We start from the raw sequence: 12223 nt of genomic DNA on the forward strand, positions 1-12223 counted from the left end.
CCACACTAATCCGGACATGCGCCTTTCTTCATTATTTGCCCCCTTTCAGCGTTTTGAGCTCATTGCGCTTTCTGGGGGGATCGGCGCCGCGGTTGAGCCCTTTCGTACCATGTCAGCATGGTGATCCAGGAACGGCTCCCCGCCGACGGCGAGCTGGCGAGACTGCTCGGGGCGGCGTTCCAGGAGCTGGTGGACCGCTACGGGCCGGAGGGCCGCTCGCAGGTCGCCCCGGACGCCCGGTTCCTCGTCGCCACGGTCGAGGAGCGGGCGGTGGGGTGCGGCTGCGTGCAGCCTCTCGCCGCGGACACGGGTGAGCTCAAGCGCATGTACGTGACGCCGGAGCATCGTGGGCGCGGGGTCGCTCGGGCGCTGCTCGCGGCCCTGGAGGAACTGGCCCTCGAGCTGGGCTACCGGCGCCTGCGGCTGGCGACGGGGGTGTTGCAGCCCGAGGCGATCTCGCTGTACGAGAGCAGCGGGTACGGGTTGACGGAGCCGTACGGGAAGTATGTGAACGCGCCGCTGACCCGCTGCTACGAGAAGACCCTGGCGCCGGCCGGCTGAGAACACCACCCGGCGGCGCCGCCCACCGACCACCCAACGCCGACCCGCCTCAGCAATCCCAGCGGCCCGGCGCATCGGCGGGTCGGCGCATCGGCGCATCGGCGGATCGGCGCATCGGCGGATCGGCGGATCGGCGGATCGGCGGGGGCCGGCGCCGTCGCCGTGGACACCGCCGGCGGCCCGCCCATCGTCGCCGTCACCCACGTGACCAGCGACCACGCGAGTGACCGGCGGACCGGCGGACCGGCGAACCATGCGAGTGACCGGCGGGTCGGCGGGTCGGCGGGTCGGCGGGTCGGCGGGTCGGCGGGTCGGCGGGTCGGCGGGTCGGCGGGTCGGCGGGTCGGCGGAAGATGGTCGCACGGCCCCGACGGCGTCCACCCTTGAAATGCTGGTGAAAGCCTCGTCCGAGGCGCCGGGTTGAACGGGTGACGCTTGCCCGTCGCTACTCTGACCGTCATGCGCGTACGCCTGAACCAGATCGTGGTGGATTGCCGGGACCCGCGAAGCTTGGTGCGATTCTGGGCGGCCCTCCTTGGCGGCGACCCGGTGGACCGCGCCCGCGGCTGGTCCCATGTCGAACCCCCTGAGGGCGTACGGCTGGCGTTCCAACCGGTCGCCGAGGACAAAGCCGTGAAGAACCGGCTGCACCTCGACATCGAGGTCGACGCAATCGAGCCGGCCACCGCCCACGCGCTGCGACTGGGCGCCACGCGGATCGGCGAGACGGTCACTGACGACAAAGGTTCCTTTCAGGTCATGGCCGACCCAGAGGGCAACGAGTTCTGCTTCGTCTGCGATCACGCCACCACCGCTGATCCAAGCCTCCCTCGACCACCCGGCCTTCGGTAGGGGGGCCAAAACCCCAGCGTCAAAAGACTTGACTGGGTCAAGTCAGAGTGACCGCTTACAGCCGGGCAGAGCAGGAGCCGGGCGGGGCCTGTCAACTTGCAGGACGATCTTTTTGCTCCGGCGCCTCCCGTGGGGCCGGCTCCGACCCCATCAGTGGTGAGAGGCGTGGTCACCGGCGTCGGTGGAGGCGGCGAGGAGGAAAGCGGGCGGCGCGTCGCCCCAGCCCGGGATGTCCAGCGCGCCGAGGGCGGCGGCGATCTTCCGCTCCTCGTAGGTGAAGTGCGATTCCATGAGCGCTGCAAGACCGTCGAGCTCGGCCTGCACGTCTCGAGGCCGGGCGCTGTCGTGCTCTCCGAGGCTGTCCAGAAGGTTCTGCAGCCTGCGCAGGATGTCACTGATGATCCGGTGATCTCGGGTCAGTTCCTGGAGCACTGGCCGCAACTGGGGGAACTGCTCGGCCAGCGCCGGGAAGGCGACGGCGTCCTCGCCGGTGTGGTGACGCTCCAGAGCCGAGCAGAACGCCAGGCAATGGGCCGACAGCTCGCGAGGCTGCGAGGAACGGCCGGCGAGGTGAGCCTCGACGTCACCGCGTAGTCCCGCCAGCTCTTCGCGCAGCCAGGCATGCACGTTGATCAGCTGGTTGCCGAACGCTTCGAGACGTTCGTCTGGCGCTACGAAACGCTGATGTGGCGCTTTGGGTCGTTCATCGGGGGTGGTGGGTACTTCCATGGGTGTCCCATGTTTCGGCGCCTCCATGTCCTCGGCGGCCTGCTTGCCGGGTACACCGCGACGCTGACGACGGATCCCATCACTCCCGCGACCATCCGTCAAGCCGGGCGTGGGAGCCCCGCGAAGGGCGCGGCCGGTGCCATGTGACCGCCCTGTGCCCATCCGCCCAACCGACCAAAGAAGCCGTCCGTGAGCCGCGTCGCGCCATGTGACCGCCCTGCGCCCATCCGCCCAGCCGGTCATGGGAGGCGCGTCGGCGCCGTTTGACAGCTCTGCGGAAGCGAGGCTCTAATGATCTGCGTGTCGCGTGACGTCGGTGAGGAGAAGGCCGACGGCATGGAGGCACCGTATCAGGGGGTTGATCTCGTGACGTCTCAGTTCACCGGTCGCATCTGATCCTGGCCACGCCCGCGCGGCTTCCCCGCGGACAGCGCTGAGCACAGCCGTCGCAGGACGAGCACGGCAACCGCACGACGAGCTCGATGAGCAGGCCCAGCCCGGGACCCGAGCAACGCAGTAGCTCACCAAGGCGTTCACCGCAATGGCTGTAGTGATCCTGTTGGTCGAGGGCCCGCGCGTCCACATCACGCTCGTGGTCGAACAACTGCCATAACCGCGCATGGCCGACCTGTGCCAGAACGATCCCCGTACAGGTCGAGCGCGGCCATGCAGCCGAGCGACACCACCGCACCTCGAGCACAGCACACGGCTACGCAGGTGAGGCCACCGCGCGGCGAGCACAGCCACCTAGGTGGGCAACACCACCGCACCGCCGAAGTAGCCAAGACACCGCAAGGTGTACATGGCCGCCACAGGTGAACATCGCCGTCGTAGGCGAGCAAGGTCACCTCAGGCAGCCATGGTGGCTGACTGCGGCGAGAAGCCGTGCGCTGGGCCTGCATTGTCGTGTTCCGCATGGTGACGGTTGCTCCGGGCTTCCGCTGAGGCCGAATCGTCGGATGCTCGCACCACAGTTCTCGCTTCGCCCGGTACGGCACCAGGGGCCTGCTGGTGAGCGCTGCCATTGGGCCAGCGTGCCGCCATCGGCTTGTCCTCAGCTCGATATGCCCGACCACAACGCAATGTGCCCGACCTCGACCGTGCCTCCCTCCGACGGCTCACCCCCAGGACGAGGAAGGGCCACTTCCCCACATGCAAAGGAGTTGTTCTTGAACGTCACTCACATCCCCGCGGCACCCGACGCCGGAGCCATGGTTCTGGCCGAGATGACAGCCCTGGGATCCCAGCCTCCCGTTCTACCGGCCGACGCCGACCTCACCGCCCTGTTGCCGCACACCGGCGGTATTCCCGGTACATGGGTCACCGCCCCGCAGAAGTCGCCGGCCGATGCGGTGTCGGTGAGCGGAGTGACCGTCTACGCGCACGGAGGCGGTTTCGAGTACACCCATCCCCACCTCGAACAGATCATGGCCTACCGCCTCTCCCAGGCGACCGGCCGCCCCGTCCTGGCCGTGGACTATCGCCTCGCCCCGGCTCACCGGTATCCGGCCGCCATCGAAGACGTGGTGACCGCCTACCGGAGCCTGCTCGCCCAGGGCGTGCCCGCCTCCCGGATCATCCTGGCCGGTGAGTCCGCCGGCGCCACGCTGGTGCTGTCGGCGCTGCTCGTGCTCAAGAACGACGGCGACGCGCTGCCCGCGGGAGCGCTGGCGATCTCGCCGCAGACCGACCTCACGCTGTCCAGCCCCTCGATCGACGCCAACGACGGCCAGGACGTCGTCGACCGGGCCGTGCTCGACCACGTCCGTACGCAGTACCTGGCCGGCGCCCGGCCGGATCAGGGACCCCAGTCCCCGCTCCACGGCGACCTTCATGGGCTGCCGCCGCTGCTGGTCGTCGCCGGGTCGAGAGAGGTGCTCCTCGATGACGCGCGGCGGTTCGCACAGGCGGTGTCCGAGGCTGCGGGGACGGTCAGCCTCGACCTCTACGACGACATGCCGCACGCCTTCCACGTGAGCGTTCTTGCCGCCGATCCGCTTCCCACCGCCGTGACCTTGCTGGCCCGCGTCAGGGAGTGGAGCGGTTCGCTCGCCGTCGTCCGGGGGCGCACGGCTTGAGGGGGTAGGCGTATCGGGTTCGGTGCCTCCCCATATGTGGATGTCCGATCGTGACGGGGTCCTGGGGAACGCTGTGCTGTGCGTGGGGGCGCTCAGGCGGCCGGAGCATGATTCTTCTCCGAGGCTGCGTGGGCTTGTCTTTGGCGCAGTGGAGCGGGCGCTGGGTGGTTTCGCCTGCTCGGAGGGTTCGAGGTGGAGGGCAGGTCGTTCTGCGGGGTCGGGAGGCAGGGCAGGTCCTTCTGTCCGTCTGAGGTGGAGGACGGGTGGTTCTGCTCCCCCAAGGTGGCTGGCGGGTCGTTCTGATCTTCCGCGAAGGCTTGGGGATCGTCTTGGCGCTCGGTGACGGGGCGAGAGTGGTGCTCGTCCCTTCCTCGGGTGGCCCGCCGATGGTTCGTGAGGGTGGAGGAGGATGGGTGGCTCTCGTTCCGTGAGGTGGCCGGCGGGTGGGCTTCATCGGGGGCGGCTGCGGGCGGATCCTCCTCGTCCAGGACGGACAGCAACGGCAAGAGCCAGCCGGCGTGGGCGGGGCCCATCGCGGTGTCGAGCTCGGCCGGTGTGGGGAGGCGGCCGCGGAGCATGTCCGGCGAGAGCAGGCACTGCAGGGCGTGCATGAGCAGGTTGGCCATGGAGTAGGCCGGGTTGATGGCGAGTGCGCGTTCCAGGGCGATCGTCGCCAGGGTGCTGTCACCGGCGCGCCAGCAGGCCATGGCGAGCAGCGACGCGGCGGGCGGGACGAAGCGGGGCTCCAGCCTGCGGGTGAGGTCCTTCCAGAGGCCCAGGTGGGTGCTGTCGGTCAGGGTCCAGGCCTCGTCGCGTACGCGGATGACGGTCAGGTCGAGGCCGAGCCGGGCGGCCTCGGCGTCGCCGACGCGACCTCCGGCGGCGTGCGCCGTCAGGACTGTACGCATCCTCGCCAGGCCGGCGGAGACCCAGGCGGACGCGAACGAGTCGGCGTCGCCGCACCTCACGAGCGCGGCCCGCGTCTCCGCCACCGCCTCGGACGTCGCCCTTCGCATCGCCAGGCGTACGGGGCCGGTGAGCGGGGCGATGGTGCGTTCCAGGGATCGGCGGTCGGGCAGGGCCACCAGGCCGCGCACGGTCGCCTCGGCCGCGACGCGGCTGGAGCGCGGATCGTACGGCGTGCCCTCCGGCGGGCAGCACTGCGGCAGGTCGCACACGTACGACCAGTAGCGCCCCTCATGAGCCCGGAGCGCCTCGTCCACCGGCACCCCGGCCCCGGCCGCCAGCGACCTGGCCTCGTCGACGGCCGGAGTGACCTGCTCCCCTGGGCCGTAGCCGACGACGATGACCCGGTCGACGCCCTCCCGCTTCCACAGGTGCCGGAGCGGAGCCAGGGTGCCCGGCGGGAACGGGAGGTTCCAGCGGACGGCCACCTTCACCTGGCTGCGGGCGAGGCCGACCACGATGAGGCTGTCGGCGGGGTGGAAGCCCACGAGGTAGGGCACGGCGGCGAGGACGTCGGCGGGGCCGGCCAGGGTGAGGGAGGGCTCGGGGGTGTTGGTCGTCATGGCGGAGAGGGTGCCGGAGGGGGGTGGCGGGGCGGGCGGGCGAATGGAGTTCTGGGGATGAGGGTGATGGTCTGGGAGGGGCTGTGGACAGCGGACTGTGCCAAGCCTCCCTGACGAGCGGCCGGCGTCCCGCTGAGGAAGCGCCCCGGACGTCCCCGGCAACGGCGGCAACTCCGACGAACGGCGGCGGCTTCGCCGTCTCAAGGCCGCACGCGCCGGCCCCGCGGCACGACCCGAACCCTCCGGGAACGGCCGGCGTGGGCGCGGGAGAAGCGCCATGCGGTCGCCGCTGAAGGCCCCCGTACGAGCGAGACCTACGGCAGAGGCGTCGCGGGAGCCGGGGCGTCGTCCGCGAGCTCCGCCCGTACCAGCAGAGCGGCCCCCGCCACCGCCGCCGGCATCGCCACCACCGCCACGAACGGCACCAGGAACAGCACGAACACCGACACCCCGAACCCCAGCGCCAGGCCCTTGCGGCCGCGCAGCAGCGCGAAGCGCTGCTTGCGGGCGTACCCGCGCCGCTCCAGCGCCAGCGTCGTCAGCTCGGCCGCCAGGAAGAAGCCCGACACCGCCGCCCCCAGCACCGGGACCACCGTCTGCCCGAGCACCGGGACGAACCCGAGGAAGAACAGCGGCACGCTGAACACCATCACCCAGCCCAGCGTCACCAGGCTGTCCCTGATGGAGCGCGGCACCGTGCGCCACCACGGCTCGTCCACCTCGCCGGGCAGCTCGTCCGCGGCCGCCGACAGCTTCTCGTAGAACGGCTCGCCGATCGCCAGCGTCACGGCGGTGAACGTGATCACCGCGAGGGCGAGGCCGCCCAGGAAGAGCATCACCTGCACCATCACCCGGAACGCGTCGCGCCACGCCCACGTGTCGGCGAACGGCGTCAGCGTCTCGGCCAGGCCGGAGGCGTTGGTGCCCAGGTAGACGAGCCCGGCCACGTAGATGGCGAAGGCGATGAACGCGGGGATCAGGCCGAACAGCCACCACCGGCCGTGCCGGGCGACCCACCCCACTCCCTGGAAGAAGAAGCCCACGCCCGCCAGGAAGTCGCGCACTGATCGCATGCCCGGCAGGCTAGCGCCAGAACGACGTCACCGCGTAGCCGAGTTCGTCGAAGAGCCGCCGGATCAGCGGCAGCGAGATGCCGAGCACGTTGCCGTGGTCGCCCTCGATGCTGTCGACGAACCAGCCGCCCCGGCCCTCGATGCTGAACGCGCCGGCCAGGCCGAGCGGCTCGCCCGTGGCGGCGTAGGCGGCGACCTCCTCGTCGCTGGGCTGGCCGAAGCGGATGACGGTCGTGGCGACCTCGGCGGCCTGCCGGCCGGCGGCCACGTCGACGACGCAGTGGCCGGTGACCAGGCGGCCCGTCCGGCCGCGCAGCACGCGCCAGCGCTCCACGACCTCCTCCTCGGAGGCGGGCTTGCCGTACGGCCTGCCGTCGAGCTCCAAGATCGAGTCGCAGCCGATGACCAGCCCCTCCTCCAGCCCGTCGGCGACGGCCGTGGCCTTGGCCTTGGCCAGTTCGAGGGCGAGGGCGGCGGGCGAGTAGGCGGAGTACGCCTCCTCGTCCACCCCGCTGACGATGACCTTGGGGTCGAGCCCGGCACTGCGGAGAAGGGCCAGGCGAGCGGGAGACTGTGAGGCCAGAACGATCACCGTCCCAGCTTACCGGTCACCAGTCGACCTGCGGCCGGGGCCTGGTGCGGGCGCGGAGCGGGGCCGGCGGGCCGTACACGCCGTCGAGCAGCGCCTCGACGAAGTCGGTCAGGCGCAGCGGCAGCGCGGCCTGCTCCCGGTGCAGGACGTCGGCGACGTCCCGGGCCTCCATGTCGTGCTCGGCGGCGTGGCAGGCCAGCACCGACATGACCATCGGCGCCACGAGCGGCAGGATCTTCATGAGGGCCGCCGGGTCGGCCCCCGCGAGGCGGGACAGCTCGGCGGCGGCCTGCTCCGTGCCCTGCGCGCCGAGCACGTGCCCGAGGATGCTCTGGCCGTCACGCGTGAGTGACGCGATGTCGCCGTTGAAGGGGTCGGCGTCCACGTGGTCCTCCAACGCGCCGCGCAGCGCCTCGGCGCCGTCGGGGTCGTCGGCGTTGCGGGCCATGCCACCGACGATCGTGCCGGTGACCACCTGGAGCACGGTGCGCGTGGTGGCCGTGCAGGTGCCCAGCATCCCGGCGAACTGCTCCAGGCCGGGATCGCCGAGCCGGTCGAGGATCTCATCGGTCAGGGTCATGAGAGTCCCCCCGTTCCTTCTGCGGAGGCGTTCCCGTGACTGGATCCGACTACTGTCCGTTTTGTGCTAAATTGCGCTAAATTGCGTTAAATGTCGGAAAGGGCTAGCTCTCGACCGGCTGGGGCTCGCGGGTCAGGCCCGCCGCGGCGTACGCGTCGGCCTCGTCGAGCGTCTCGTGCTCCAGCAGCGCCGCCACGATCCCGTCGAGCTTGTCGCGGTGCCCGCGCAGCACCTCCAGGGCCCGCTCGTAGCACTCGTCCACGATGCGCCGGGCCTCCTCGTCCACCATCGCGAGCGTGGCGGGCGAGGCCTGGGGCTGCTGGCCGTCGTTGGGCAGGACGGTCAGCGGGCCGATCTTCTCCGACATGCCCCAGCGGCCCACCATGCCACGGGCGATCATGGTGACCTGCTCCAGGTCGTTCTCGGCGCCGGTGGTGACCACGCCGAACACCACCTCCTCGGCGGCCATCCCGCCGAGCGCGCCGACGATGCGCCCGCGCAGGTACTGCTCGTCGTAGGCGTAGCGGTCGGTGTCGGGGGTGGACAGCGTGACGCCGAGCGCCCGCCCGCGCGGGATGATCGAGATCTTGCGCACCGGGTCGGCGCCGGGCTGGAGCATGCCGAGCAGGGCGTGTCCGGCCTCGTGGTAGGCCGTACGGTTGCGCTCCTCCTCGGGCATCACGATGCTGCGCGCCGCGCCGAGCTGGAGCTTCTCCAGCGCGTCGGCGAAGTCGCCGCTGGTGACCTTCTCCTTGCCGCGCTTGGCGGCGAGCAGGGCCGCCTCGTTGACGAGGTTGGCGAGGTCGGCGCCGGTCATGCCGGGCGTGGTGCGGGCGAGCCGCTCCAGGACGACCGAGCCGTCGAGGGGCACGCCGCGCGTGTGGACCTCCAGGATGGCGATCCGGCCGGCGGCGTCGGGCAGCCCCACCTGGACGGTGCGGTCGAAGCGGCCGGGCCGCAGCAGGGCGGGGTCGAGGACCTCGGGCCGGTTGGTGGCGCCGATGACGATGACGCCCTCGGCGCCGGAGAAGCCGTCCATCTCGGTGAGGATCTGGTTCAGCGTCTGCTCGCGCTCGTCGTGGCCGCCGATGCCGCCGGCGCCGCCGCGGGCGCGTCCGATGGCGTCGATCTCGTCGATGAACACGATCGACGGCGCCACCTTGCGCGCCTCCTCGAACAGGTCACGCACGCGCGAGGCGCCCACGCCGACGATCATCTCGATGAACTCGGAGGCGCTGGCGGAGAAGAACGGCACCTTCGCCTCGCCGGCCACGGCCCGCGCGAGCAGGGTCTTGCCCGTGCCGGGAGGGCCGGCCAGCAGCACGCCCTTGGGCAGCTTGGCGCCGAGCCTGCGGTACTTGCCGGGGTCCTTGAGGTAGTCGACGATCTCGACGAGCTCGTTCTCGACCTCGTCGATGCCGGCGACGTCGTCGAACGTCACCCGCACCTGACCGGCCTCGACCGGCTTGGCGGCCTTGGACTTGCCGAGCCCGCCGAGCCCGCCGCCGCCCATCATGCTGGCGCCCCGCCGCATGATCCAGATCCACAGACCGGCCAGCAGCAGCACGGGCAGCAGCGACAGCAGGAGGTTGAGGAAGAAGCCGCGTCCGCCGTTGATGGGCTCGGCCTTGATGTCCACGCCGGAACCCTGGAGCTGCTGCGAGAGCTGGTCGGTGTCGGCGAACGCGGGGATCTCGGTGCGGAACTGGGTGTAGGTCTGGTTGTCGCTGTCGGGGTCCTTGGCGGCGCTCTTGAGGTCGCCCTCCACGGACAGGCCGGTGGCGTAGATCTCCTTGACGTTCTTCGCGTTCACCTGCTGGGTGAACTGCGTGTACGAGATCGTCTCGACCTGGCTGTTGTCGAAGAACGACGACGCCAGGAAGAACACGGCGTACACCACGAAAAGGGTGACGGCGAACCGCCACCAGTTGATCTTCGGCCTCCCGCCGGGCGTGCCCGGCAGGCCTTCAGCCCGCCACGGCGGCTTGGCCTTGCCCTTGTCAGGAGCCTGCGGCGTTCCAGAGCGTTCCACGGCGTCACTCCCCAAATCGCCGCATTACATGATCCTTCTACCCTAAGACACGCACTCCGGAGATGACGCGGGTCACGTCAGACCACCGCTTCCGCTGCGTGTCAGGCACTGTCACGAACGCCAGAGCGGGCTTCGGCATTCCCCCGTCGAGCACGACCACGGCAGCGCGGGAGCTGTGCCTGCCGTACTTCACCCGGTACATCAGCAGCCAGCCCTTCTTGACCGGCTGGGAGGCGAGCCAGGTGATGGTGGCGCCCTTCGGGTGGTGGTTCAGCGTCCAGCGGGCGGCCAGCAGGGCGCTGTCGCGCGGCGCCTTCTGCTCCTCGATCGGCAGCGGGCAGGTCACGAACATGCCGCGCAGCCGCGAGCCGCGCGCCTGCGGCAGCACCTGCCGGGTGGTGAACGGCGCCGGGCCGTACGTCTTCCAGGGCTTGGCCAGGCGCGGCAGGACCACGCCGGAGCGCCGGTCCTTCACCGTGCGGCCGGGGGCGGCCTTGAGGGGGACGCGGCGGGCCTTGGCGGGCAACCGGGGGAGGCGGGCGTCGGCGTACAGGGCCTCCATGGCGGTGTAGCCGGGCGCCAGCGTGGTGCCGGGCGTGGGGACCGGCCGGCCGGTGGCCGCGAGCGGCGACGGCGTCAGGGTGGTCGAGGGAGCGGTGGGGGGAGCTGTCGCGGCGACGCCGCTGGGCCCGGGGGTCGGCGCGTCCGTGGCCGGGGCGCCGGCGGCGACCGTGGCCGTCAGGGTGACCGCGAGCGTGGGGACGGCCGCCGACGTCTCCTCCGGGACCGCGGTCACCGCTCCGGAAGGAGGCGCGGTCGTCCCGTCGGAAGGGAGCGCGGACGCCGCGTCGGAAGGAGCCGCGGTCGTCCCGAGGACGGTCGGCGTCTCCTGGACGGCGGCGCCGGACGAGGACGGCTGGGCCGGTGGCGCGGCGACCGGCCCGGCGGCGACCTCGTCCGGCCCCGACGGGAGCACGAACACCACCCCGGCGGCGACCGCCGCCGCCGCGGCCACCACGGCGAGCCCCCGGTACACGTCCCGCATCCGCAGATCGCCGATGCGGGAGCGCTTGGGCGGGGAGGCAGGGGTGCCGGAGCGCGCCACAGTCGTCACATCGGAACCGTTGGTCCCATCATCCCCTTGGAGCACGACCGGAGCGTACGACATATCCCGCCATTCCGCTTGAGAAGCGACCGAAGTGCAATCGTGACCGCGTGGAACAGGTGGAGCTCCGATTCGACCCGGCCTCGCGCGAGGCCCGTACGCACACCAACCTGTCGGCGCTCCTGCAGGACGAGACCGGTCTCTGGGTGGCCGGCGACGAGACCGCGACCGTCGAGCACCTGGTGTGGACGGGCGAGCGGTACGCGGGGCAGCGCACGTTCTTCCTGGACGACTACGTGCGGCTGCCCGCCGGGCGCGAGGACGAGGCCGACATCGAGGGGCTGGCCCTGGCCGACGGCCACTTGTGGGCGGTCGGCTCGCACAGCCTCAAGCGGCGGCGGGTCAGGTCCACGGACCCGGCCAAGGCGGCCCGCCGGCTGGCCGCGGTGGTCAGGGAGGAGAACCGGTTCCTGCTCGCCCGGCTGCCGCTGGACCCGGTCACCAACGCCCCGCTGCCCGGGTCGGTCCTGTCAGGCCGGGACAACGTGGCCGCCCGGCTCGCGGACGACCCGCACCTGGCGCCGTTCCTGGCGCTGCCGGGCAAGGACAACGGCTTCGACGTGGAGGGCGTCGCGGTCGACGGCGAACGGGTGTACCTGGGGCTGCGCGGCCCGGTGCTGCGCGGCTGGGCGGTGGTGCTGGAGATCAGGCCGGTGGAGGCGGGCGGCGGGCGGCTGCGCCTCGACGGGCCGGTCCGCAAGCACTTCCTCGACCTCGGCGGCCTCGGGGTGCGCGACATCGCCCCGTACGACGGCGACCTGCTGCTGCTCACGGGCCCCAGCATGAGCCTCGACGGGCCGGTGCGGGTGGTGCGCTGGCGGACGCGGCACGCCGGCGACCTGGTGCCGGCGGACCAGCTGGAGACACTGGCCGAGCTGCCCTACGGGGTGGACTGCGACCACCCGGAGGGCCTCACCGTCCTGCGCGACGGCCGCCTGATGGTGGTCTACGACAGCCCGTCGCCCGCGCGGATCACCCCGGAGGGCGGCGTCCTGGCCGACCTCTTCACGCTGTAGCCGGCTTCACGCCGTA

Annotated in this window: 11 protein-coding genes; 4 read left to right on the plus strand and 7 right to left on the minus strand. The window is 71.5% G+C overall.

Annotated elements, in window-relative coordinates; translation table 11 throughout:
- The first annotated feature begins 117 nt into the window (after nt 1-117).
- Together HT134_RS23455 and HT134_RS23460 are read left to right on the plus strand one after the other, a co-directional pair.
- Nucleotides 118-561 (plus strand): GNAT family N-acetyltransferase, encoded by a 444-nt coding sequence (locus tag HT134_RS23455; RefSeq protein ID WP_175602582.1) that lies wholly within the window; start codon nt 118-120, stop codon nt 559-561.
- A 459-nt stretch (nt 562-1020) separates the two neighbouring features.
- A complete protein-coding gene (locus HT134_RS23460) occupies nt 1021-1413 on the plus strand; it encodes a VOC family protein (RefSeq protein ID WP_175602583.1) in 393 nt (130 codons plus the stop codon).
- Nucleotides 1414-1563: 150 nt separating this feature from the next.
- On the opposite strand, the gene HT134_RS23465 is transcribed toward HT134_RS23460, so the two are convergent.
- Nucleotides 1564-2142, minus strand: coding sequence for a hemerythrin domain-containing protein (locus tag HT134_RS23465; RefSeq protein ID WP_175602584.1), 579 nt, complete (start codon nt 2140-2142; stop codon nt 1564-1566).
- A 1169-nt stretch (nt 2143-3311) separates the two neighbouring features.
- On the opposite strand from HT134_RS23465, the gene HT134_RS23470 reads away from it, so the two are divergent.
- Nucleotides 3312-4220: an alpha/beta hydrolase gene (locus HT134_RS23470; RefSeq protein ID WP_246365006.1), complete on the plus strand. Its 909-nt coding sequence runs from the start codon at nt 3312-3314 to the stop codon at nt 4218-4220.
- Nucleotides 4221-4312: 92 nt separating this feature from the next.
- On the opposite strand, the gene HT134_RS23475 is transcribed toward HT134_RS23470, so the two are convergent.
- From HT134_RS23475 to HT134_RS23500, 6 genes are all read right to left on the minus strand, one after another.
- Complete coding sequence (locus HT134_RS23475; RefSeq protein WP_175602585.1) at nt 4313-5749, minus strand: DUF4192 domain-containing protein; 1437 nt, start codon at nt 5747-5749, stop codon at nt 4313-4315.
- 314 nt (nt 5750-6063) lie between these two features.
- Nucleotides 6064-6822, minus strand: coding sequence for an EI24 domain-containing protein (locus HT134_RS23480; RefSeq protein ID WP_217708224.1), 759 nt, complete (start codon nt 6820-6822; stop codon nt 6064-6066).
- A 10-nt stretch (nt 6823-6832) separates the two neighbouring features.
- The gene (locus tag HT134_RS23485; protein WP_175602586.1) at nt 6833-7414 is read right to left on the minus strand and encodes a Maf family protein; all 582 of its coding nucleotides are present in this window, start codon (nt 7412-7414) and stop codon (nt 6833-6835) included.
- 16 nt (nt 7415-7430) lie between these two features.
- On the minus strand, nt 7431-7994 hold the full coding sequence (locus HT134_RS23490) for a DUF937 domain-containing protein (protein ID WP_175602587.1): 564 nt from the start codon (nt 7992-7994) through the stop codon (nt 7431-7433).
- A 103-nt stretch (nt 7995-8097) separates the two neighbouring features.
- Complete coding sequence (ftsH, locus tag HT134_RS23495) at nt 8098-10026, minus strand: ATP-dependent zinc metalloprotease FtsH (protein ID WP_175602588.1); 1929 nt, start codon at nt 10024-10026, stop codon at nt 8098-8100.
- Between the two features lie 37 nt (nt 10027-10063).
- The gene (locus tag HT134_RS23500; protein ID WP_175602589.1) at nt 10064-11140 is read right to left on the minus strand and encodes a hypothetical protein; all 1077 of its coding nucleotides are present in this window, start codon (nt 11138-11140) and stop codon (nt 10064-10066) included.
- 101 nt (nt 11141-11241) lie between these two features.
- Between HT134_RS23500 and HT134_RS23505 the strand changes: the two genes are divergently transcribed.
- Nucleotides 11242-12207: a DUF3616 domain-containing protein gene (locus HT134_RS23505; protein WP_312888353.1), complete on the plus strand. Its 966-nt coding sequence runs from the start codon at nt 11242-11244 to the stop codon at nt 12205-12207.
- The last annotated feature ends 16 nt before the right edge of the window (nt 12208-12223 follow it).

It is taken from the genome of Nonomuraea rhodomycinica, from assembly GCF_013363995.1.
Classification (GTDB): Bacteria; Actinomycetota; Actinomycetes; order Streptosporangiales; family Streptosporangiaceae; genus Nonomuraea; species Nonomuraea rhodomycinica.